The 22,053-nt window shown below is 73.3% G+C and carries 17 protein-coding genes and 1 riboswitch; of the genes, 6 read left to right on the top strand and 11 right to left on the bottom strand.

The window, feature by feature from the left end:
• Positions 1 to 66 precede the first annotated feature (66 nt).
• Positions 67 to 3,495 (bottom strand): phosphodiester glycosidase family protein, encoded by a 3,429-nt coding sequence (locus ACFUNE_RS10775; protein ID WP_383564994.1) that lies wholly within the window; start codon positions 3,493 to 3,495, stop codon positions 67 to 69.
• Positions 3,496 to 3,766: 271 nt separating this feature from the next.
• Here ACFUNE_RS10775 and ACFUNE_RS10770 point away from each other — a divergent pair, with 271 nt between their 5' ends.
• Positions 3,767 to 4,273: an NUDIX domain-containing protein gene (locus ACFUNE_RS10770; protein WP_383564914.1), complete on the top strand. Its 507-nt coding sequence runs from the start codon at positions 3,767 to 3,769 to the stop codon at positions 4,271 to 4,273.
• Here the strand turns inward: ACFUNE_RS10770 and abc-f are convergent.
• From abc-f to ACFUNE_RS10755, 3 genes are all read right to left on the bottom strand, one after another.
• Positions 4,237 to 5,922 (bottom strand): ribosomal protection-like ABC-F family protein, encoded by a 1,686-nt coding sequence (abc-f, locus tag ACFUNE_RS10765; RefSeq protein WP_383564912.1) that lies wholly within the window; start codon positions 5,920 to 5,922, stop codon positions 4,237 to 4,239. The genes ACFUNE_RS10770 and abc-f overlap by 37 nt on opposite strands.
• Before the next feature lie 287 nt (positions 5,923 to 6,209).
• Positions 6,210 to 7,409, bottom strand: coding sequence for a PP2C family protein-serine/threonine phosphatase (locus ACFUNE_RS10760; RefSeq protein ID WP_383564910.1), 1,200 nt, complete (start codon positions 7,407 to 7,409; stop codon positions 6,210 to 6,212).
• 24 nt (positions 7,410 to 7,433) lie between these two features.
• Positions 7,434 to 8,249: a GNAT family N-acetyltransferase gene (locus tag ACFUNE_RS10755; RefSeq protein WP_383564908.1), complete on the bottom strand. Its 816-nt coding sequence runs from the start codon at positions 8,247 to 8,249 to the stop codon at positions 7,434 to 7,436.
• 614 nt (positions 8,250 to 8,863) lie between these two features.
• On the opposite strand from ACFUNE_RS10755, the gene ACFUNE_RS10750 reads away from it, so the two are divergent.
• The 4 genes from ACFUNE_RS10750 (at position 8,864) to ACFUNE_RS10735 (ending at position 13,754) form a co-directional block, all read left to right on the top strand.
• Positions 8,864 to 9,736, top strand: coding sequence for an RNA polymerase sigma factor SigF (locus ACFUNE_RS10750; protein WP_383564906.1), 873 nt, complete (start codon positions 8,864 to 8,866; stop codon positions 9,734 to 9,736).
• A gap of 206 nt (positions 9,737 to 9,942) precedes the next feature.
• The gene (locus ACFUNE_RS10745) at positions 9,943 to 11,304 is read left to right on the top strand and encodes a bifunctional o-acetylhomoserine/o-acetylserine sulfhydrylase (RefSeq protein ID WP_383564904.1); all 1,362 of its coding nucleotides are present in this window, start codon (positions 9,943 to 9,945) and stop codon (positions 11,302 to 11,304) included.
• Positions 11,301 to 12,458 (top strand): homoserine O-acetyltransferase, encoded by a 1,158-nt coding sequence (locus ACFUNE_RS10740; protein WP_383564992.1) that lies wholly within the window; start codon positions 11,301 to 11,303, stop codon positions 12,456 to 12,458. Before ACFUNE_RS10745 ends, ACFUNE_RS10740 begins: the two co-directional genes overlap by 4 nt.
• A gap of 36 nt (positions 12,459 to 12,494) precedes the next feature.
• Positions 12,495 to 13,754: a sulfite oxidase gene (locus tag ACFUNE_RS10735; RefSeq protein WP_383564902.1), complete on the top strand. Its 1,260-nt coding sequence runs from the start codon at positions 12,495 to 12,497 to the stop codon at positions 13,752 to 13,754.
• 4 nt (positions 13,755 to 13,758) lie between these two features.
• Here ACFUNE_RS10735 and ACFUNE_RS10730 read toward each other — a convergent pair whose 3' ends face one another.
• The gene (locus ACFUNE_RS10730; RefSeq protein WP_383564900.1) at positions 13,759 to 14,646 is read right to left on the bottom strand and encodes an NAD(P)-dependent oxidoreductase; all 888 of its coding nucleotides are present in this window, start codon (positions 14,644 to 14,646) and stop codon (positions 13,759 to 13,761) included.
• A gap of 44 nt (positions 14,647 to 14,690) precedes the next feature.
• On the bottom strand, positions 14,691 to 15,320 hold the full coding sequence (locus ACFUNE_RS10725) for an adenosylcobinamide amidohydrolase (protein ID WP_383564897.1): 630 nt from the start codon (positions 15,318 to 15,320) through the stop codon (positions 14,691 to 14,693).
• 334 nt (positions 15,321 to 15,654) lie between these two features.
• Here ACFUNE_RS10725 and ACFUNE_RS10720 point away from each other — a divergent pair, with 334 nt between their 5' ends.
• Entirely contained in the window at positions 15,655 to 16,668 is a 1,014-nt protein-coding gene (locus ACFUNE_RS10720; RefSeq protein ID WP_383564895.1) for a PRC and DUF2382 domain-containing protein, read from the top strand.
• A gap of 96 nt (positions 16,669 to 16,764) precedes the next feature.
• On the opposite strand, the gene ACFUNE_RS10715 is transcribed toward ACFUNE_RS10720, so the two are convergent.
• From ACFUNE_RS10715 to ACFUNE_RS10695, 5 genes are all read right to left on the bottom strand, one after another.
• Complete coding sequence (locus tag ACFUNE_RS10715; protein ID WP_383564893.1) at positions 16,765 to 17,556, bottom strand: ABC transporter ATP-binding protein; 792 nt, start codon at positions 17,554 to 17,556, stop codon at positions 16,765 to 16,767.
• 5 nt (positions 17,557 to 17,561) lie between these two features.
• Positions 17,562 to 18,647, bottom strand: coding sequence for a FecCD family ABC transporter permease (locus ACFUNE_RS10710; protein ID WP_383564891.1), 1,086 nt, complete (start codon positions 18,645 to 18,647; stop codon positions 17,562 to 17,564).
• A complete protein-coding gene (locus tag ACFUNE_RS10705) occupies positions 18,644 to 19,714 on the bottom strand; it encodes an ABC transporter substrate-binding protein (protein WP_383564889.1) in 1,071 nt (356 codons plus the stop codon). Before ACFUNE_RS10705 ends, ACFUNE_RS10710 begins: the two co-directional genes overlap by 4 nt.
• A 30-nt stretch (positions 19,715 to 19,744) precedes the next feature.
• Positions 19,745 to 19,932: riboswitch (cobalamin riboswitch) on the bottom strand.
• A 113-nt stretch (positions 19,933 to 20,045) separates the two neighbouring features.
• Positions 20,046 to 20,186: a hypothetical protein gene (locus ACFUNE_RS10700; RefSeq protein ID WP_383564888.1), complete on the bottom strand. Its 141-nt coding sequence runs from the start codon at positions 20,184 to 20,186 to the stop codon at positions 20,046 to 20,048.
• Positions 20,183 to 22,036 carry an acyl-CoA dehydrogenase gene (locus tag ACFUNE_RS10695; protein WP_383564887.1) on the bottom strand — a complete coding sequence of 618 codons (1,854 nt, stop codon included), beginning with the start codon at positions 22,034 to 22,036 and terminating at the stop codon, positions 20,183 to 20,185. The genes ACFUNE_RS10700 and ACFUNE_RS10695 overlap by 4 nt, the downstream gene beginning before the upstream one ends.
• Positions 22,037 to 22,053: the final 17 nt, after the last annotated feature.

Here is a 22,053-nt window from a genome sequence, read left to right as displayed (position 1 = left end):
ACCGCCGCCGTACGGCTCCCGGGCCGGGTCCGGGAGCCGTACGGCGGCTCGGTGCGCGACGGGGCGTCAGGCGGCGGGCCTCACCGCCCCGGCGGCGATCCGGACCTGCGCCTGCCGGGTGACACCGTTGACGGTCACCGCGAGCGTGACGGTGCCCGGCCGGAGCGCGGTGAGCGTGCCCGTGGCCGGGTCAAGCGTCGCGATGTGGCGTCCGCGGGCACCGCCCGTCTCTCCGATGCGGACGTTCGGGGATCCGGTCCAGTCCACGCTGAGCGGGAAGGCGGCCGGCACGGTCCGCGTTCCCTGGACCACCTGCGCGCCGACCTTCGTGCGCTCCCCCGCGACGAGCGTGGAGGGGGCGTCCAGGGCCAGTTCGTCGACGTGCGCACGGGTCTGGACGGAGAGCCAGTCGGGTCCGCCCCGCCACGGCGCCAGACGCGCCGCCGCCTGCTCGGCGGGCGCCACCCGGTCGGCGCCGATCAGGGACCAGCCGGTGAATCCTCCCTGGTCCGCGGGTCCGGCCGGCGCCTTGCCGGAGTTCCCGTTGACCAGATAGGGAACGCCGTCGACGTGCGAGGCGTGGAAGACGCCGACGTGGCTGCCGACGAGGGCCGCGCCCTTGCCCGTCGTACGCCGGAAGTCGGCGAGCCACCGCTCGACGAGCGCCGCCTCCTTGCGGTCGCTCAGCCGGCTCCCCTTCTGCACGGTCGGATCGCGCGGCGGCACGTGCTCGATCAGCATCACGGAGCCGACGGACCTGTCCTTCGCCGCCGCGTCCAGCTGGGCACGCACCTCCTTGATCTGGGCGAAGCCGCCGCCGCGCAGGCTGAGGGAGGAGGTGTCGAGCGTGAGGACCCGGGTGCCCTTGTGGTCGAACGTCTGCTGGGCCGGACCGAATTGTGTGATGAAGTTGTCGATCTTCCCGCCCATCACCTCGTGATTGCCCGGCACGTAGTACCAGGGCAGCGCGTCACCGAGCTCCTCCTCGAGGACCTGGCGGGCGAAGGCGAGGTCCGCGGGCGACCCCTCGTCGACGAGGTCGCCGTTGACGACCAGGAAGTCGGGCGCCGCCGCCTTGATCTCGCGCAGGGTGCGGCGTGCCTGCGAGACGATGGCACTGTCCGGGTCGCGTGCGACGAACTGGGCGTCGGACATCACCGCGAACTGCCAGTCACGGCCCTCGGTCACCGCGGCGGGGTCGATCAACGGGTCCGCGTGCCGCGGCTGTCCGGGCAGCTCCACGGTGGGTGGGACCTGGGCGGTGAGGTCGTCGATGACGACCTCACCGGTGTACTGCCGGGCCGCGGCCGTCTCGGCGAGGTAGAAGCGCGACACCGACAACGGCGTCGCCGCGCCCGGCGGCACGGCGAAGGTGACCTGCCGCCAGCCGGTCCAGGTGATGTAGGGCCCCCGCAGCAGCTGGTCGGAGCCGGCGGCGTCCTTCAAGTGCAGCGTCGGCCAGGCGCCGTTGCCGTCCCCCTTGATCCACAGGGTGAACGCCTGCGGCTGCCCGGGCACGACGACGGGCTGCGGCGGGGCTGCGTAGGCGGCGCGTGTCGCCGTCGACCGGGTGAAGTCGTAGGTGAGCCGGAGGCCGGTTCCGGTGTGCCCCTCGGGTGTCGCGGCGAGTGAGCCGTCCGCGCGGGCCTGGCTGAACTTCCAGGATGCCGCGTCGTCGAAGTCGGACACGGCCTGCTCGGTGAGACCGACGCTCACCGCGAGCGTGGTGCTGACGCCCGCCACGGTGGCGGTGATCCGTCCCGCTCCGGAGCCGGTGAGCGACCGGACGGTGAAGGAGCCCTTGCCGTCGTCGTCGACGGTGAACAGGGTGCGGTCGTAGTCGAGGGTGATGTCGGCCGGCTCGACGGGCGCGCTCGTGCCGTGGGCGTCGAGCCCGACGATGCCGAAGGCGCCGGCGGCCTCCTCGTCCGCCAGTCCGACGCGCGCGGTGGTGGACCGGATCCGGTCCAGCCGGTCCAGGACCGTGAGCCGGGTCTCGCCGTGGGCGCCTGCCCTTTCCGCCCGCACGTCGGTCGTGCCGCCGCGACGGGCGGTGAACGTGCCCCGCGCATCGACGTCGCCCACAGCCGGACTGACGACGCGCCAGCGCGGGGCGCCCTCCGCGGGACCGCACGTCTCGTCGTAGCCGGCTGCCGTGAGCTGCCTGGTCAGGCCGGGGAAGACGCGCTCGGGGTGACCGCCGCCGACCGGGTCGTCGCCGGGGGCCGCACCGGCCGGCGTACGGGTCTCGACCCAGAACCCGTCGAGCCGTCCGCTGCCGTCGGGGGCCGTCAGGGCGAGACCGTTGGGTACGGTGCGTTCGCTGCCGTCGGACGGGCTGTTCTCGACCTGGAGCGCGTCGCTGCCCGGCTTACGTGCGACGAGGGTGGAGGAGCCTCCGCCGTCGAGGTTCAGGGCGCTGTACGAACCGGCACCGCGCATCATCTCGCCGAGCTCGGTGAGGGTGACGCCCCCGCTGTCCGTCTGCCGGCCGTCGACGGTGACGACCTGCATGGTCCGGCCGTCCTTGGAGAACCCGACGGCGGTGCGGGGCGCCGCGGTGTTGTTGCCCTCTCCGTCGTGGTTCTGCGCTGCTCCGTCCACGACGAGGAGCTCCCGGCCGCCCACCGCGGTGCGCGGCACGGCTCCGCCGTCGGTGCGTGTCCGGTACTCGATGCCGACCGGGTCACCGGGCTCCAGCGCGCTCAGCAGTCCGGCCCCGGCCTCGCGGCCGACGAGGACCACCGTGTCCTCGGGCACGGGTCCCGATCCCGGTGTGTCCGACACCGAGGCGACCTTGCCGTCACGCACCGCCACTTCGGCGACCGGCCCCGCGCCGTCGACGGTCAGCGCGCGGTCGGCGCTGCCCCAGGCCGAGGTGTACGCGCCCACTCCCCGGGCCGGTACGTCCGCCGCGTTGTAGGCCGCGAGCGTATGCCGGCCGGAGGGAAGGGTCAGCGCGCCCTCGAAGTACAGGTCGAGGACGCGGCCCGCGTCGCCCGGCCCGATGCCGACCGCGCGGTTGACACCCGGGGCCGGCGAGTGGGCCGTCCGGCCGTTCTCCACACCGGGTCCCAGGGGCGCGCCGGTCTGGTTGATGTCGAAGAAGTCGGCGTTGATCGCGGCGACGGTCCGGCGGCCCGGCCCCGGGTCGTGCCCGGCTGCGAGCTCGGAGACCGGGCGCCGGTCCGCGACCTTGCCCGAGGAGAGGTAGTCGGCCTGCACTCCGCTGCCGTCCAGATCGACGGAGAGGCTGTCGACCCGTAGCCACTTGTCGGACTCGAGCCGGTCGTACGAGCTCAGCCGGACTCCGGGCGCGACGGGGCGGGACGCGCGGGCGGTCTCGATGCCGTCGCCGTCCACGACGGATCTCGCCGCCCCGGAGGGGCCGCTCGCGGCCGGTGGGGCGACAGGTCTGAGGATCTCGGCGGTGGTGTGCGGGCGGGGGTCAGGCGTCGAGTCGGCGGCTGCGGGCGCGACGGCTCCGGCCGCCATCGCCGACACGGTCGCCAGCAGCACGAGTGGCCGCAGGGCGGCGGTGCGGAAGGTGCCAGGGCCCACAAATCCTCCTGGTGCGGAGCGGATTGCGCGCGGAATGCGCTGTCGGCGGACAGCATGACCGGGCTGGGTGGGACGCACCAGAGGACAACAGGGACATCAGGCGGAACAGCGTGCGGCGAAGGAGTGACCCGGTGGTCCCGGGCCTCCCCGGGGAGCGGCAGCCGACCGGTGGTCATCCGGGCGATCGCACCGCACACTTGACGACATGTCGACAGCCAAGCGCAGCGCGGGGATCCTGCTCTTCCGGGTCGTCCACGGCGAGGACGGCCGGCGGGACGCCGAGGTACTGATCGGCCACATGGGCGGGCCGTTCTGGGCCCGGCGTGAGGCGGCGGCCTGGTCCATTCCCAAGGGCGAGTACGGACCGGACGAGGAGCCTGCCGCCGCCGCACGCCGGGAGTTCGGGGAGGAGCTCGGGCTGCCCCTCCCGGACGGAGCCTGGGTGCCGCTGGGCGAGGCGCGCCAGTCCGGCGGCAAGACCGTGACCGTGTGGGCCGTGGAAGCCTGGCTGGACCCCGGCGAAGCGGTCCCGGGCACCTTCACCATGGAGTGGCCGAAGGGGTCCGGTGTGCTGGAGGAGTTCCCCGAGATGGACCGCTTCGCCTGGTGCACACCGGACGAGGCGCACGAACGGCTGGTGGCTGGTCAGCGTGTCTTCGTGGAGCGGCTGCTCGCCTACGTACGGGAGGGCCGCCCGCCCTCGGAGGGATAGGCTCCTGAGCCCTTCACGGCGCGGCCCGCCCGGAGTTCGAGACGCTCGCCGGTGAAGCGGCCGCGGAAGCTCCGGTCGTGCGAGACGACCACGACGGCTCCCGCGTACCGGTCGAGTGCGGTCTCCAGTTCCTCGACGAGGCCGAGGGCGAGGTGGTTCGTCGGCTCGTCGAGGATCAGCAGGTCCGCCGGGCGGGTCACCAGGCGTGCCAGGGCGAGCCTGCGCTGCTGTCCGACGGAGAGGGCCGCGACCGGCACGGTCAGGTCCTCCGGGCGGAACAGGCCGAGGGCCAGCAGGTCGTCCGCGTACTCGTCGGGACGTCCCGGCCGGCCCGCGGCGAAGACGGCGAGCAGGGTGCGGCGGGTGGGCCTGACGGGGAGCTCCTGCGGCAGGTAGCCGATCGCGCCCCGCCGCCGGACCGTCCCGGCGTCCGGCGCGAGGTCACCGGCCAGGACGCGCAGGAGCGTGGACTTCCCCGCGCCGTTGGGCCCGGTGACCAGAAGCCGCCGGCCCTGCTCGACGCGCAGGGAGGCCACGTCCAGCCGCGTGCCCACCAGGACGGAGTCCAGCTCGGCCACGGCTGCCCCCACCTCCGGGGGGCCACCCGTACGGGCGAGGGCCGGCTCGGCGGCGAAGCGCAGCGGCCGGGGAGGCGCGGGGACGGGTGAGCGGCGCAACTCCTCCAGGCGGGTCCTGGCGGCCCTGACCTGACCCGACAGCTTGGCCTCGTGCGACCTGCGGTGCTTGCCGAAGCCCTGCATGGGGTCCTTGCCGGTACCCGCGAGACGCCGGCCGGACGCGCTCACCAGCTCTTCGGTGCGGTCGACCTCGGCCAGCCACTCCTGGTGCTCCTGGGCCCGGCGTCGGAGCGCGGCGGCCCTCGCCGTGCGGTAGCCGTCCCAGCCGTCCCCGTACCGCGAGACGCTCCGCAGGTCACGGTCGACCTCCAGGATCACGGTCGTGATCCGCTCCAGGAACGCCCGGTCGTGGGTCACGGCGACGACGGTGCCCCGGTGCGCGCGGAGGTGGGCCTCCAGCCAGCTGACGGCGGCGTCGTCCAGGTGGTTGGTGGGCTCGTCCAGGAGCAGCAGTTCCGGCGCCGCGGCCAGCACGCAGGCCAGGGCCAGCCGGGACTGCTCACCGCCGGACAGGGTGCCGAGCTCGCGGTCCCGGGTGAGATGACCGAGTCCGAGGCCGTGCAGTGCGGCGTCGGTCCTGGCGTCCGCCTCGTACCCACCGCGCTCCTCGTACGCCGTCAGCAGGTCCCCGTAGTCGGCGAGCCGGGCGCCCGTGGGGCTGCCGTCGGACAGCGCCTCCTCCGCCTCGCGGATCAGGTGTTCGAGGGCGCGGAGTTCGGCGAGCGCGGAGTCGACGGCGTCCTGGACCGTGCGTCGAGGGCCGAGGGTGAGGGTCTGGGCGAGGTAACCGGTCCCACCGGGGAAGCTGACGGTGACGTCACCACTGTCCGGGGCCTCCGCCCCGGCCATCAGGCGCAGCAGCGTGGACTTCCCGGACCCGTTCTCGCCGATGACGGCTGCCTTCTCCCCGGGGCGGACGGTGAGGGACACCTGGTCGAGGACGGACCGGTCCCCGTAGGCCTTGGAGACGTCGTGAACGGTCAGTTGGGCGCGGGTGTGCTGAAGCGTCATGGGTGCTTTCCCTGAAGTGACATGTCCTCGGCTGCGCGCACATCGGTGTCACGGACGGAGGCGCGCTGCGGGAGCGGGGTGTCGGACGGCGGAGAGGACTGCGGCGCACGGCGTGACCCGGGGGGTCAGGGGTGGCGGGCGGCGTCCCGGCCGCGAATCAGAGAAAGAAGTAGTACGAACCCATGTCGCTCATTGTAGACACGCTCCTGGCTGCCCGGGCGAAAACGGCCCCCGTGACGCAGGCGAGCGGGCTCCCACCAGGGTTCCGTAGGAGAGTGGCGCGGACGCTACGTCGTGGGGGCGCTCGTCGCGGGGTCCCCGCGAGATCCCGCCTCGCTCTCGGCCGCCTGTGGCCTGTTCAGGACGAGAACCGCGACATCGTCCCGGCGCACTCCGCCGGAGAACGCCTGGAGGTCGGCCTGGAGCGCCTCCAGCACCTCGTCCGGCCCCTGCCCGACCCATCGGCCGAGCCGCTCGTCGAGCGGGTAGAAGACACCGGCGGCATCGCGCGCCTCGGTCACCCCGTCGGTGAAGACCATCAGCGCGGCACCCGGCGGAAAGCCGATCCACTCGGCGGCGCGCGCCTCGCCTCCGAGTGCGGCCAGCCCCAGGGGTACGGACGTCCGGTGCAGGGCGACCGGTGAAGCCGACCCGTCGTGCAGCAGCCGCGGCAGCAGATGGCCGCAGTTCACCGCCCGCACCCGGTCGCCGCCGTCGAAACCCAGCAGCAGGGCGGTGACGAAGCGTTCGGCCTCACCGGTCCCGGCGGAGAAGGCGTTGTGCCGGACGACCGCGTCCTCGACCGCGTCCGCCACTGCGGTGAGCTCGGGCTCCCTCACCGCCGCTTCCCTGAACGCGCCGAGCGCGGCGAATCCGACGCCGATCGCGGGCAGGCCCTTGCCCTGCACATCGCCGATGATCACTCGGGTCCCGTGGGGCGACTGCACCACCTCGTAGATGTCGCCGCCGACGAACCGGTCCTCCTCGATCGGCTCGTAGAAGCCATGGGCACAGATCTGCCGCGTGACGATGGGCAGGGGCCGCAGAATCTGCCGCTGGAGCGCGACGGCGGCCGAGCGCAGCCTCGCCACCTCCGTGGCGTGCCGGATGCGTGCGGCACAGGCGACCACGCCGAGAGCGCTGGCGAGCGCGGTGAAGCCGATGAGGAAGACCACGTCCCAGAAGGCACCGGTCGAGGCGATCCGGGACCCTACGACGACGAGCGTGACCCATACCGCCACACCGGTGGTCTGGCGGACCGTGCAGAAGACGGAGGCCAGCGCGGGGAGCACGACCAGAAGCGGGATGACGGGGAGGTCGTTGCCGGTGAAGGTGTCGAGGAGGACCACCACGACCGTCAGGAGGAGGAGCCACAGCGCGAGCGCCCAGCTCCCGATCCGGGCGTCGCCCGCCGCCGTCTCGGCCGGATCCGCCCCGGGCAGGGGTTCCCTGCGCGCCGCCCACGGGCGCCGGAGTCCCATGACCACGGCAGGCCTCCCGCATGTTCGTCCCTAACGCCCCACCTGTTCCAAGCTACCCGTCCCCCGGTCCCGGGTCCTGGCGTCGGCGAGCCGGTCCGCGCTCTCGGGGACGAGTGCGGACAGGAACGCGGTCCTCCGGCGCAGGGTGAAGCCGATGGACTCGTAGAGCCGGATGGCCGAGGTGTTCGACGCCGCGGCGTGCAGGAAGGGGGTCTCGCCCCGTTCCCTGATGCCGTGGGCGACGGCCCTGACGAGACGCGTCGCGAGCCCCTGGCCCCGGACGGACCCGTCGGTGCATACGCCGCTGATCTCGGTCCAGCCCGGCGGGTGCAGCCTCTCGCCCGCCATCGCGACCAGCACGCCGGAGCGGCGGATGCCGAGATAGGTGCCGAGCTCGACGGTGCGCGGCAGGAACGGCCCCGGGCGGGTGCGCTCGACCAGGTCCAGCATCTCCGGCACGTCGGCCGGCCCCAGGAGCAGCGCTTCGGGGTCGGGGGCGGCGTCCAGGGCGTCGTCGACCAGCTGGACGCCTTCGGCCTGGAAGACGATCTCCCAGTCGGCGGGCGGGGGCTCCCGGAAGGCGGTGAGCGTGACGGACGCGCCGGGACCCGCGAGCGCGGCGACGTCGGCCCAGTCCTGTGCGTCGGGCTCGTCCGGCAGGGCCAGCCAGGGGGTGACGTCGGGGCGGTAGCGCAGGATCCGGCCGCGCCGCTCGGCGAAGTGGGCGTGCGGACCGGTCAGCGAGGCGCGGGCGGGGTTGTCCAGCGGATGGGGCGGGGTTCCGCTCCCCCTGCCGGGACCGGGCCCGCTCGACCCCGTGGGGCCAGGGGCGGGGGTCTGCGCCACGGACGGGTCAGGGGCCTGCGACGGCGATGGGCCCGGAGCCTGCGACGGCGACGGGTTCGTGGGCAGGGGTGTGGCCTCGGGCATGGACTCTCTCACTCCGGTTGAATCGGCGGCCGGCGACACGGATGGAATGCCGATCCGCCCCGCGCCTATTCCCGGCCCGCCGTTCTGTTCACGAGCCCGCAATCAAGGCGCTCACCGGGCGCCGCGCCGCGGCCCCTCCGACTCGGGCGAGCACCTTCCGACCTGCGCCGGTCCCGCCGCCCCGTCCCCTCACCGCGAGGGGCCGGGGCCGAGCCCGGCGGCGCGTACACCCGGGCGGGTGCGGCGAATCGTGCGCCACTGGACGGGAACGGCCGGAACGGCCCCAACGGGCCTCGGCCTGTGGCACTCTGGGTACGACCGCCCCACCGGGCTCCCCCGTACCGGTGGGGCGGTTCTGTGCGCTCCCGCGACCACGGGAGCTCCGCCGCCACGACGCACGAGGACGATCACGTCCTTTTCCGGCCGAAGCCGCCACGGGTGTGGCTCAAATCAGCCTTCTCGTGCATGAGTTGCGGCGCACCGGGCAGGCGCCCACACCTCATGGCATCCAACCTGAGGAGCGTGACGGGATGACCGTGCACACTGCACAGACCGCCGGTGCGGAACGAGCAGGCGCACCGGACGGTCTCCCCTGGATCGAGGACGCCGGGCAGATCGCCCCACAGGACGCGCGGAAGCTGTCGAAGCTCTTCTTCGACCGCCTGCAGCTGCTCGAAGAGGGCACCCACGAGCACCAGTACGCCCGCAACACCCTCATCGAGATGAACCTGTCGCTCGTGCGGTTCGCCGCCGGACGCTTCCGCAACCGGGGCAGCGGCGACATGGAGGACATCGTCCAGGTCGGCACCATCGGTCTGATCAAGGCCATCGACCGCTTCGACCTCTCCCGTGAGGTCGAGTTCACCTCGTTCGCCGTCCCGTACATCGTCGGTGAGATCAAGCGCTTCTTCCGGGACACCACCTGGTCGGTGCATGTGCCGCGCAGGCTGCAGGAGCTGCGGGTGGACCTCGCGAAGGCCAAGGAGAGGCTGGCCGCCGACCTCGACCGGGACCCCACGGTGCGGGAGCTCGCCGAGGATCTCGGTCTCGAGGAGGAGGAGATCACCGAGGGCATCGTCGCGGCCAACGGCTACACGGCCGGCTCTCTCGACATGCCCGCCGACTCCGCGGATTCGGTGGGCCGCGCGTCGGGCACCCGGACCTACGCGGACGTTCTGGGTGATCCCGATCCCGCCATGGAGGCGGTGGAGAACCTCCACACGCTCGCCCCGCTGCTCGGCGACCTCGACGCGCGGGAGCGCCGCATCATCGACATGCGGTTCGGCCAGGAGATGACGCAGGCCCAGATCGGTGATGAGCTCGGCATCTCGCAGATGCACGTCTCCCGGTTGCTGAGCCGCATCCTCCGCAAGCTGCGCAGCGGGATGTTCACGCAGGACTGACCCCGAGCACCGTACCGGACCGGCCCCGTGGAACGCGGGGCCGGTCCGGCACGCTCTGTTGCGGCGGCATTGCAGCTTCGTGGCCACGTGGGCGAGCTGCTTCCGTACCGGCTCGGGCGGCCTCTACCGTCCGTAACCAGTACGCCGCCGCCGCGTCGCCACCGTGCTCGCGCGGGCATCCTCCGAACGACCGTGCGAGGTATGACATGAGCCAGCCCGTCGACTCCGTCACCGCGGGGCACACCCCCGAGGACCACGAGCGCCAGGAGGCCGGGGCCGCCTGGTCCTTCGAGACGAAGCAGATCCACTCCGGCGCGGCCCCAGATCCGACGACCGGCGCCCGGGCGGTGCCGATCTACCAGTCGACGTCCTTCGTCTTCAAGGACACCAAGCACGCGGCCGACCTCTTCTCGCTGGCCGAACCGGGCAACATCTACACCCGGATCCACAACCCCACGCAGGACGTCCTCGAACAGCGGATCGCCGCTCTGGAGGGCGGAGTCGCCGCCGTCGCGCTCGCCTCCGGCCAGGCGGCCGAGACTCTCGCGCTCCTGACACTGGCCGGCGCCGGGGACCATGTCGTCTCCTCGGCGTCCCTCTACGGCGGGACGTACAACCTGTTCCGGCACACGCTCCCCCGGTTCGGCATCGAGGTGTCGTTCGTGGAGGACCCGGACGACATCGAGGCGTGGCGGGCCGCGATCCGGCCCGGCACCAAGGCCCTGTTCGCGGAGACGCTCGGCAATCCGCGCGGAGACGTCCTCGACATCCGGGGTGTGGCGGACGTGGCGCACGCTGCGGGGCTCCCGCTGATCGTCGACAACACCGTGCCCACGCCCTACCTCCTGCGGCCGCTGGAGCACGGGGCGGACATCGTGGTCCACTCCGCGACGAAGTTCCTCGGCGGCCACGGCACCACGCTCGGCGGCGTCGTCGTGGACGGCGGCACCTTCGACTTCGGCGCGCACGCCGAGCGCTTCCCCGACTTCCACACCCCCGACCCCAGCTACCACGGTCTGCGGTACTGGCCCGATCTCGGGCACGGCGCCTTCGCGGTGAAGCTCCGGGTCCAGCTGCTGCGCGACCTCGGCCCCGCGCTCGCGCCCCACTCCGCCTTCCTGCTCCTCCAGGGCGTGGAGACGCTGAGCCTGCGCCTGGAGCGGCACACGTCCAACGCGCTGGCGCTCGCCCGCTGGCTGGAGGGCCGCGACGAGGTGTCCGCGGTGCATTACGCCGGCCTCGAGTCGAGCCCCTGGTACGAGACGGGCAGGCGGTACCTGCCGCGCGGCGCCGGAGCCGTGCTCGCCTTCGAGCTCCGGGACGGGGTGGAGGCCGGCAAGCGCTTCGTGGACGCGGTCGAGCTGTTCAGCCATCTCGCCAACATCGGCGATGTGCGAAGTCTGATCATCCACCCGGCGTCCACCACGCACAGCCAGCTGACCGAGGAGCAGCTCGCCGCCACAGGGGCCACCGCGGGGCTGGTGCGGCTCTCCGTCGGCCTGGAGAACCTGGACGACCTCAAGGCGGACCTGGAGGCGGGGTTCCGCGCCGCCAAGGCGGCGTCCTGAACCGGGTGGCCGCTCCCCCCGCGCTCCCTCTCCCGCCGGCTGCCGGAGGCTGGCGGGAGGGGGACCCTCCCGGCCGCCGCTCGTGGGTGGTGCTCGACGGTCCGCTCGGGCTGGAGTCCGGTGCCGTGCTGCCGGGTGTCCGGCTCGCGTACGAGACCTGGGGCCGGCTCGCGCCGGACGGTGCCAACGCCGTGCTGGTCCTGCACGCGCTGACCGGCGACAGTCACGCAGCGGGTCCCGCCGGGTCCGGCCATCCCTCGGCCGGCTGGTGGGACGCCCTGGTGGGGCCCGGCCGTGCGCTGGACACCGACCGCTGGTACGTCGTGGCGCCGAACGTCCTCGGCGGGTGCCAGGGCAGTACCGGGCCCTCCTCGCGGCGGCCCGACGGCGCCCCATGGGGCGCCGCGTTCCCGTACCTGACGGTCCGTGACCAGGTGGCGGCCGAGGCGCGGCTCGCGGACGCCCTGGGGATCGACAGGTGGGCCGCGGTGATCGGTGGCTCGATGGGCGGCATGCGGGCGCTGGAATGGGCGGTCGGCCGCCCCGGCCGTACGGGATCGCTGCTGGTGCTCGCCGCGCCCGCCGCGTCCGGTGCCGAACAGATCGCCTGGGGCAGCACGCAGATCGCCGCGATCCGGAACGACCCGGGGTGGCAGGACGGCGGCTACCACGACGCGCCGCCCGGAGCGGGGCCCCACCGGGGACTCGGGCTGGCCCGGCGGATCGCCCACGTCACCTATCGCGGCGAGGCGGAGCTGGGGACGCGGTTCGGCCGCCGGGCGCAGCACGGTGAGGTTCCCTCGCGGGGCGGGCGCTACCAGGTGGAGTCGTATCTCGACCACCACGCGGCCAAGCTGGTACGCCGTTTCGACGCGGGCAGTTATGTGACGCTCACCGAGGCGATGAACGGGCACGACGTGGGCCGGGGCCGCGGTGGGGTCGCGCGGGCACTAGGCCGGGCGGACATGCCGGCCCTGGTCGCGGGCATCGATTCGGACCGGCTCTACCCACCCGCACTGCAGGAGGAGACCGCCGCGCTGCTGCCCGGCGCGGACCGCCTCCGGATCATCGAATCCCCGTACGGGCACGACGGCTTCCTCATCGAGACCGCCCAGACCGGCGCCCTCGTACGGGAGTTGCTGTCCGGTTCATGAACTGATCCCCCTGACCCACTTCCCCCTGGAGCACCCATGAGTTCGCTGCCGACGTCCGAAGCCGCCTACGACCGGAGACGTCTCCACCAGTGGACCCGCGGCCGTGCGAGATCGGCCGGGATCGACCGCCGTGATCTGCTGAAGCTGATCGCCGCGGCCTCGGCCGCCGTCCCGCTGATACCGGCCGCCGCTACCCCCGCCCGCGCGGCGGAGGGGCTCCCGGGAGTGGTGAAACCACTGCCCGCCGAGCTGTTCACGCTGCGCGGAACCAACGCCGAGACGAACTTCGCGGCCCTGCGCGGCACCGGGCTGCTCACCCCCGCCGACCGCTTCTTCGTACGCAACCACACCGCGACACCGCTCCTCGACGCCGCCGGATGGAAGCTGACGGTCTGGGGCAGCGGGCTGACCGGCGAGCCGGTGGACTTCTCCTACGCGGCGCTGCGCGCCCTGCCGTCCGTCACCCGCACCGCGTTCGTCGAGTGCGCGGGCAACGGCCGGAGCTTCTTCGGCTCGCAGCAGAGCCAGCAGGTCAGCGGCACGGCGTGGACGCTGGGGGCGATCGGGACGGCGCGCTGGCGCGGTGTGCGCCTGGCCGACGTGCTGCGCCGGGCGGGCATCGGCCGGCACGCGGTCGACGTACTGCCACGCGGCCTGGACGCGGAGGTCATCAGCGACGGGACGAACCTGGGCCGGGTGCGCAGACCGCTGCCGGTGGCGAAGGCGCTGGACGACGTGATCCTCGCGTACGAGATGAACGGCGAGCCGCTGCCGCCCGACCACGGCGCTCCGGTCCGGCTGATCGTGCCGTCCTGGGTGGGTATCGCGAACATCAAGTGGGTGGGCGACATCGAGGTGAGCGCGGAGCCGCTGCTGAGTCCGTGGAACACGGGCCTGTACCGGCTGTTCGGCCCCGGACACCCGCCCGAGGGCAGTGCGCCGCTGACCCGCCAGACGCTCAAGAGCGCCTTCGAGCTGGCGCAGGGCGCCTCCTTCGCGGCCCACCGCAGGCATCTGCTGACCGGCCGGTCCTGGTCGGGCGGCGGCCCGGTGCGTTCGGTCGAGGTCAGCACCGACGGCGGCGTTCGGTGGCGCCCCGCCCGGCTGCGGGACGAGCCCCGGTCCGGGAGCTGGGTCCGGTGGACGGCCGACTGGGTTCCGGAGGCGGCGGGCCCCGGAGTCCTGCTCGCGCGGGCGACGGACCGCTCGGGCCGTACGCAGCCGGCCACCACCGCCCACAACACGCAGGGTTATCTCTTCGACGCGGTGGTGAGGCACCCGGTGACCGTGGTCTGACCCGTCATTCGGGACGGCCCGCGTAGTACGTGGCGATCATGTCCTGGCCGCCGTGTCCGGCCGCCTCCGCCCGGCTGAACCGCTCCGCGGAGGCGGCGACCAGGTCGAGCCGCACCCCTGCGGCCTCGGCGGCTTCGAGGATCAGCCGCGTGTCCTTGAGCGCGGTGGAGAGCGCGAAGCTCGGGCTGAGATCGCCGGAGAGCACCGCCGCCGACTTGCCCTGGAGGTAGGGCGTGTCGAGCGGGCCGCCCTTCATGGCGTCCAGGAACAGCTGCGGGTCGAGCCCGAGTCCCTCGGCGAGATTGAGGCACTCCGCCACACCGTTGACCATGTTGATCACCCAGGTGTTGGCGACGAGCTTGAGCCGGGTGGCGGCCCCCGGTTCCTCCCCGACCCATACGGTGCGCTGGCCGATGGCGTCCAGGACCGGCAGCACACCGGCGCGGGCACCGGACGGGCCGGAGACGAACACGGTGAGCGCGCCCTGCTCGGCGGGCTGCTTCGTGCCGGAGACCGGTGCGTCCAGGTAGACGAGCCCCAGTGCGGCGGCCCGGTGGGCCAGGTCGGCCGTGGCGTCGAGACCGACGGTGGAGCTCTGCAGCCAGATCTGGCCGGCTCGCAGTCCCGGGGCGGCGGCGGTGAGGGTCTCCGCCACGGACGGGCCGTCGTTCAGCGCGGTGAGGACGACATCGGCTCCGCGGACCGCCTCCTCGGGCGTGTCCGTCACGGTGGCGCCGTGGCCGGCCAGTGGCTCGGCCCTGGAGCGCGTGCGGTTCCACGCCCGGACGGGGATCCGGTCCCTGAGCAGGCTGCGGGCCATCCCCGACCCCATGGTCCCGGTGCCCAGGACAGCGACGGTCGGTGTGCCGGAGGCGGGCGACGCGGTGGTCATGGATGTTCCCTTCGTCGGGCGGACGGTCCCGGGACCGGTGGGCTTCAAGACTGCCGCAGGGCGCTCTCCAGAACGGCGCGGTGCACGGATCTGGCGAGTCGCGCTCCCCACCGCGAGCGCGGTCCGGCGAAGGGTTCGGCCGGCTGCCCTCCCGGGTCGGGCGCGGCGACGCACACCGCGTCCGTAGGAGTGCCGGAGCAGTCGAGTCCGGCGTCCAGGAGTGCCTGGACCTTCGCCTCGGTGGCGGTGGCCACCGCGTTGACCAGGGCCGCGTCGGAAAGCGCCACGGGAACGACGACGACGATGTTGACGGTGCCCGGGGGGAGCGGGCCGTCCGCGCCCTCGTCCGGGGCGGCGGCCCATCCCCGGACGCCGAGTCCGCTGGTGACGGTCGCGGTGACGCCACCGTCGTCGGCGACCGTGTACGCGGTGACGTCCGCGGCGGTCATCAGTCCGGCGCCGGGGCCGTCGAGATCCTCTGCCGCCGCGATCTCCGCAAGGTGCCGGTCCGGGTCGAGCCGGGGATAGCCGCCGGGCACCTGGGCGTTCAGGATCCAGGCGCGTGCGCCGATCCCGCCGCCGAGCACCGCGCTGCTGCACACCCTCCAGCCGGGGCCCAGCCGCCAGACCAGATGGTGAAGCCCGGCACCGTCCTCCTGGCGGGCGAGCAGCACGCCACGCTGGCGGGGCAGCCGGATGCCTGCGGATCCGATGGCGCACCCCCCGTGACCGGCCTGCCGACGGTCGGCAGCGGAGCGTCGATCATACGGGCGGGCCGGCTCCGCACATCAGGCGCACCCGGGCGAGTGCTCACCCGAATGGCGTAACGCCTGTGGCGGGCGGATATCCGCGTGGAGCGGGGCCACCGCCCTTCCCCGGTGTCCTGGGCCGCCCGCCGTCCGGACCGGGAAGTTGCACCGTCCAACCGGGTGAGGCGCGATGGAAGCCGGACGCGCCTCCCCTGCTGGGCCCACCCGCAGGACGCGCCCGGGCGAGGAGGAATCGGCCATGGGAGCCGCTGACGGTTTCACGGATTCCGGAGAGCTCGACGGTCTGACCGTCTACGACAGTGACGGGGAGAAGGTCGGCACGGTGGGGCGGGTGTACGTCGACGACGACACCGGCAAGCCCGACTGGATCACGGTCAAGACCGGCATGTTCGGCATGAAGGAGAGCTTCGTACCACTTGCCGGAGCCCGCCGTGTGGGCTCCGACCTGCACGTCTCGCATCCGAAGGACACGGTCAAGGACGCCCCTCGGGTGGACGCGGACGCGCACCTCTCCGTATCGGAGGAGGAGGAGCTCTACCGGCACTACGGGCTGACGAGGAAGGGAGCCGGGCACGGCGGAGCGGGCGGCGACGCGCGCACCACGTCCGGGACCGGAACCGCAGCCATGGGCGCGGCGGGTGCCGCCGGGGCAGCCGGTGCCGCCGGCAAGGCCCGGACCACCTCGGGCGGCCAGGCGAAGGCCACCGGCACGCCGGCCGGCATGGGCACCACCGGTGCCGGAGCGGGCAGGCACCGCGACATGGACACGTCCTCCACGTCGCGACCGCTCGCGGGAGCCGGAGCCGAGCGGTCCGCCACGGGCGCCGGGGGCCGGGAGGAGATGATCCGGTCCGAGGAGCAGCTCCAGGTCGGCACGGAGGAGTACGAGAGCGGAAGGGCGCGCCTGCACAAGTACGTGGTGACCGAGAACGTCACGCGGACGGTGCCCGTGTCCCACGAGGAGGTGCGCGTGGTGCGCGAGCCTCTGCAGCCGGGCGAGAAGGGAGTGGGCACGAAGGGGCGGAGCGAACTCGGCGAACAGGACGTCGAAGTCACCCTGCACGCCGAACGAGCCACCGTCAGCAAGGAGGCGATCCCGGTGGAGCGGGTCCGTCTCGAGACCAGCAAGGTCACCGAGCAGAAGGAAGTCTCCGCCGAACTCCGCAAGGAGAAGATCGACTACGCGGACGGCAAGGAGATGGGCAGCGACAAGGACATGGGCGGCGAGTTCGGCCAGGGACGTCGTCGCTGACCCCCTCCCACAGCGGCGAGAGGCCGCATGACAGTTGCGAGGGGCGGACCCGGATATGGGCCCGCCCCTTCGTCACGGCTGATCCCACCGGACGGATCAGCCGGGCAGGAACCGCACCGACGGCCGTCCGTCCGGCCCGTCCGGCGTGACCACCGCGCGTACCCGGTAGACGTCCGCGATGAGTTCCTCGGTGATCACTTCCGAGGGCGTGCCGCCGGCCACGACGCGGCCGTCCTTCATGACGGTGACCCGGTCGCAGAACATCGCGGCCAGATTGAGGTCGTGCAGCGCTACCACCGCGGTGACGGGCAGCGCGGCGACGAGGGCCAGCAGCTCCAGCTGGTGCTGGATGTCCAGGTGGTTCGTCGGTTCGTCCAGCAGGAGTTCGCGGGGCTGCTGGGCGAGGGCGCGGGCTATCTGGACCCTCTGGCGCTCGCCCCCGGACAGGGTGTGCCAGGACTGCGCGGCGCGGTCCTGGAGCCCGGTGCGCGCGAGCGCCCCGCGTACGGCCGCCTCGTCCTCGGGGCCGGGCGCGGACCAGGCGCGCCGGTGCGGGATGCGGCCGAGGCGTACGACGTCCAGCACGCTCAGGTCGACCTGGGTGACGGCGTGCTGGTCGACGACGGCCACACGACGGGCCACGCCCCGTCGGCCGGTCTCGGAGAGGGTGCGGCCGTCGAGTGTGACGACGCCCGCGCCGGGGGCGAGCACACCGGCCATCACCCGCAGCAACGTGGTCTTGCCGGAGCCGTTCGGCCCGAGGAGCCCGACCGTGGTGCCGGGCGGCGGCGCGATGCTCACCCCGTCGAGGACGATCCTCCCGCCGGCCTCGCGGCTGACCCGCGCGGCCCGCAGGCCCTCGCGGGGCGTTCCCGTTCCGTGCTCCACCCGCGTCACGAGCTCCTCCGGGTGCGGTAGAGGACCAGGACGAAGGCGGGCACCCCGATGAGGGAGGTGACCACGCCCACCGGCACCTCCTGCGGGTCGAGGACGGTCCTGGCCAGGGTGTCGACCCAGACCAGGAAGACCGCTCCGGCGAGCGCGGTCACCGGCAGCAGCCTGCGGTGCCCCGAACCCGTCAGCGCCCGGGCGGCGTGCGGCAGGACGAGCCCCACGAACCCGATGGCGCCCGCCGAGCTGACGAGGGCGGCGGTCAGCAGCGCGGTCGTGCAGAGCAGCACGATCCGGGTACGGGCCACATGCACCCCGAGGGCCGCGGCGGCGTCCTGGCCGAAGGCGAAGGCGTCGAGGGTGCGGGCGTGGGAGAGGCAGACGCCCAGGGTCACGGCCAGCACGGCGGAGCACATCCACACGTCGCTCCAGCCCACTCCGCTCAGCGAGCCGAGCAGCCAGAAGAGCACGCCACGGGTCTGTTCGGCGTCGGCGGCGGTCATCACGACGAACGAGGTGAGCGCGGAGAAGAGCTGCATCGCCGCGACCCCCGCGAGCACGACCCGGTCGGTGGAGCCACCGAGGGTGTGGCTGAGCAGCAGGACGAGGGCGAAAGAGCACAGCGCCCCGGCGAAGGCACCGCCCGAGACCGACACCGCTCCCCCGCCGACGCCCAGGACGACGACCACGACCGCACCCGTCGACGCGCCCGAGGAGACGCCGAGGACGAACGGATCGGCCAGCGGGTTGCGCAGCAGTGACTGCATCACGGTGCCGCACACCGCGAGCCCGGCGCCGCACACCGCGGCGAGCAGGGTGCGCGGCATGCGCAGGTTCCAGATGATGCCGTCGCGGATCGGCGTCAGCCGCGCGTCGCCGAGGCCGAGGTGCGAGGCAACGGCGGACCAGACGTCAGGGACGGATATGCGGGCGGGCCCGATGGTGACGGCCACCGCGACGGACAGGAGCAGGAGGGCTGCTCCTGCGCTCCACAGGAGGCCGTCGCGCAGGACGCGCGCTCCGGCGGCCGTCCGGTCCGCGGAGGGTTCCTCCACGCGGGTCTCCGGTACGTCGTCGGTCCTCGTCACCCCGCGAGTCCGAACGAGCGCAGTCCCGCCGCGACCCGCTCCACGCCCTCCACCGTGCGGATGGTCGGGTTCATCGCCTGACCGCTGAGCAGCACGTACCTCTTGTGCCGGACGGCGTCCAGGTTCCTCGTGGCGGGGTTGGTCTCCAGGAACTCGATCTTCTTCTCGGCGCTCTCGGCCGTCTGCGACTTGCGGGTCAGATCGCCGATGACCAGGACGTCGGGGTTGCGGTCGGCGACCGTCTCCCAGTTGATCTGGGGCCATTCCTCGTGCGTGTCGTCGAAGACGTTCTTCGCGCCGAGTTCCCCGGTGATGACGCCGGGTGCACCGCAGCAGCCCGCGAGGTAGGGGGCCTCGGCGTTGGCGAACCAGTAGAGCAGGGTGGCATCGGAGGCGTCGACGTCCGCCGTCGCCCTGTCGATGCGGCCCCGGAGGCTCGTGACGAGCTTCTCGCCCCTCTCCGGGACGCCGAACACCTTGGCCAGGTCGCGCACTTCGTCGTAGACGGGGTCCATGGTCAGGGGCTCGGCGCGGGAACCGTCGCCGCTGCCCGAGTTGTCCTTGCCCACGCAGTCGGAGGGGGCGAGATAGGTCGGTACGCCCAGGTCCTCGAACTGGTCGCGGGACGCCACACCGCCCTTGCCGAGGGTCGATTCGAACGAGGCGCTGACGAAGTCGGGTTCCTCGGCGAGGACCTTCTCGGAGGAGGGCTGGTTCCCGGCGATGCGGTCCACCGTGGCCTCGTCCTTCTCCAGGCCCTTCATCACCGGGTCGGTCCAGGTCGCGGTGGCGGCGAGCCGGTCGGCCAGGCCCAGGGAGAGCAGGATCTCCGTGGACCCCTGGTTGAGGGAGACGGCGTGACGCGGTGCGGCGTCGACGGTCACCGTCCGGCCGCAGTTCTTCAACGTCACGGGGAAGCCTGCTGCGGAACCCCCCGGCGCCGCGCCCCCGGTGGTGCTCCCTCCGCCGCAAGCGTTCAGCAGGACAAGTCCCGCGACGAGCAGGGCGGTTCGGCGTACGGTGCTGGCTATGGGCGGCACAAGGTCCCTCTGCGTCTCTGGGCTCATGCGCGGAGCCCGGTACGGAGTTCCGCTCCCGGCAGGGAGGCGGGTGCCAGCAGGTCTTCGGACTCGGGTTCGTCCGGACGAAGCGCCTTCCCGGTCCACCCGAGGGTGTGCCAGTGGCCTTGGCTCCGCCCGTCCCCCTCACCGCTGCGCGTCAGCTCCGGATTCGCACCGGATTCCCTGACTCCACGTGGAGTGTGACTGGCGTCTGCAAGCTATCACGCGGTGCGGCGACGGCTTCGGGGGCCGTCGCCGCTGCCGCGGGCCTGCCTCGGCGCCTGCGTGCAGGCCGGCCGTCGGCCGGTCAGCGCTTGGGGTGAACCGATTCGCCGCCCTACGTCTGCGGGTTCCCGGTCAGGCGGGCCAGCACGGACACCGTGCCCCAGTACGCCAGCAGGACCACGCGCAGGCCCAGGATCTCCAGGCGCTCCCCCAGGCGGCCGCGGACCGTCCGCGCCCCGTGTACGGCGCTCACCGGGCGTCCGCCGGGGAGGTGGTCCAGGGTCCCCGGGGATCGTCGTACGCGTCCGCGTAACCCGGCCCGGCGATGGGCCAGTCGGCGAGCAGTTCCTCGGGAAGGGCGAAGGAGTCGGCGAGTTCCCTGGAGTGCGCGGCGACGGCCGCGATCAGCTCCTCCCCGGTCTCCGCCAGCGCGTCCACCTGATCGCCGCTCAGGAGCCCGGCGGCCAGCAGGTCGCCGCTGTTGCGGGCCACCCACTCGACGGCGAACAGCCGCTCCAGCTCACCCAGCCGGTCCCTGGCGGCCCCCTCGGGCAGCGCGGCGCGGGCCTCGGCGTAGGCCTCGGCCGCCTGCCGGTACGCATAGGCCTCGACCCCGCGCAGGGCGGGGCCCGAGGCCGCGTTCCAGCGTCCGAGTGCGTCGGCCCCCGCCGTCGCCAGCGCGCGCTCCCTGGCCCGGGCGAACCAGATGTCCTGGACCGAGGCGAGGAGCCGGCGCAGGAAGCGCGGATCGGCCAGGTCCCCGGGACGCGGGACCCGGCCCGAGCCGCCGCCGTCCCCGCCGGAGCTCCCGGCGAAGAGCATGTCGGCCGCCGCCTTGGCGTACAGGGCGATGTTGTCGCCCTCCGCGGTGATCGCCCCCTCCACACCCGTGACGAGTTCGGTCATGCCGTTGTTCTCGAGCAGCGCCTGCGCGCCGCAGCGTTCACGGCTCTCGACGATGACCTCGCGGGCCCGCCAGGTGATCCACGCCTTGGCGACGTCGACGAGTCTCGCCGCCTCCGTCCGGCCGTCCTCGTCCGTGCGGGCCTCCCAGCGCTCCTGCGCCCTGCGGTAGAGCAGGCTCATGGCGAAGACCGTGGCCATGGCCGAGGCGAGCGGTCCGTGATGGGTCCGGTGGGCGTCGACCGGCACGGGCGAGGCACCCCGGGCACCGGAGATCAGCCGGTGGCCCCCGTAGCGCACGGCGACCGCGAGGGTCGCGCGGGCCGAGCCGGCCGCGCACGCGCTCATGGAGATCCGGCCGGGGGTGACCCTCCCGATCGAGGTGAGGAACCGCCGCCGTCTGTCCCCGGGGCCGGTGCGGAACTCTCCCGGTCCACCCCCCTCCTCCCCGGATCCCAGCAGGGCGTCCCGCGCCACGAACAGCCGGTCGAACGAGGTCAGGCAGTGGTCCACGGGGCTTCCCATCCGGGCGGGCAGCCGCCGCACCCGGATGCCGGGGAGGGGCCGTACGTCATCGGTGAGCGGCACCAGGAAGAGGCGCACCCCGTGGTCGCAGCCGTCGGCGACCAGGCGTGCGGCGACCAGTCCGGACTTGGCCCCGCCCGCCGGGCTGGTGTTCGGCATGAACTTCTGCGCGCCCGCGTTCGGGGTGTGCAGGACGAAGCCGTCCCGTTCGCGGTCGTACGTCGCGGTGGTCTCCATGGCCGCCGCGTTGTTGCCGTGCGCCACCTCCGTGCAGAGGAAGGTGCCGATGCGCCGCATCGTCAGGTAGTCGGACAGGTCGCGGCGGCCTACGCACCCGTGGTCGAGGAGGCTGCCGAGGAAGAGGTTGTAGTGGATGCCCGCCACGGTCGTCAGAGCGGGGTCCACCGGGCCGAGCCAGGCGTGCAGGGCGGCCAGGGCCCGCGGGTCGGAGGCGAGGCGGGCTCCGCTGTCGAGGGAGTGGTTGAGGATCCGCAAGCGGTCGTAGGCGAGTTCCAGTCGCTCGTCGGGGGTTCCGCCGACGGGGCGGCGGAACGGTTCTGTGCTGATCAGCCGCTGCCAGAAGCCGTGCTCGCGGCGGAATTCCGGACCGAGGAGGACCCCGGTCAGCAGTTCCGTCGTGGACGGTGGGGCGGTGTCGGTAAGGGGCACGGTCATAACGAAATCAACGACCG

Source organism: Streptomyces sp. NPDC057287, assembly GCF_042667905.1.
In the GTDB taxonomy this organism is placed as follows: Bacteria; Actinomycetota; Actinomycetes; order Streptomycetales; family Streptomycetaceae; genus Streptomyces.
Note: the sequence above shows the minus strand (reverse complement) of the source record. Positions and strands in the feature narration are given on the sequence as shown.

Coding starts and splice junctions, on each gene's coding strand:
- ACFUNE_RS10770 (WP_383564914.1), top strand. CDS start 3,767: ATGTCGACAGCCAAGCGCAGCGCGGGGATCCTGCTCTTCCGGGTCGTC.
- ACFUNE_RS10695 (WP_383564887.1), bottom strand. CDS start 22,036: ATGACCGTGCCCCTTACCGACACCGCCCCACCGTCCACGACGGAACTG.
- ACFUNE_RS10750 (WP_383564906.1), top strand. CDS start 8,864: ATGACCGTGCACACTGCACAGACCGCCGGTGCGGAACGAGCAGGCGCA.
- ACFUNE_RS10705 (WP_383564889.1), bottom strand. CDS start 19,714: ATGAGCCCAGAGACGCAGAGGGACCTTGTGCCGCCCATAGCCAGCACC.
- abc-f (WP_383564912.1), bottom strand. CDS start 5,922: ATGACGCTTCAGCACACCCGCGCCCAACTGACCGTTCACGACGTCTCC.
- ACFUNE_RS10735 (WP_383564902.1), top strand. CDS start 12,495: ATGAGTTCGCTGCCGACGTCCGAAGCCGCCTACGACCGGAGACGTCTC.
- ACFUNE_RS10745 (WP_383564904.1), top strand. CDS start 9,943: ATGAGCCAGCCCGTCGACTCCGTCACCGCGGGGCACACCCCCGAGGAC.
- ACFUNE_RS10775 (WP_383564994.1), bottom strand. CDS start 3,495: ATGGCGGCCGGAGCCGTCGCGCCCGCAGCCGCCGACTCGACGCCTGAC.
- ACFUNE_RS10730 (WP_383564900.1), bottom strand. CDS start 14,646: ATGACCACCGCGTCGCCCGCCTCCGGCACACCGACCGTCGCTGTCCTG.
- ACFUNE_RS10720 (WP_383564895.1), top strand. CDS start 15,655: ATGGGAGCCGCTGACGGTTTCACGGATTCCGGAGAGCTCGACGGTCTG.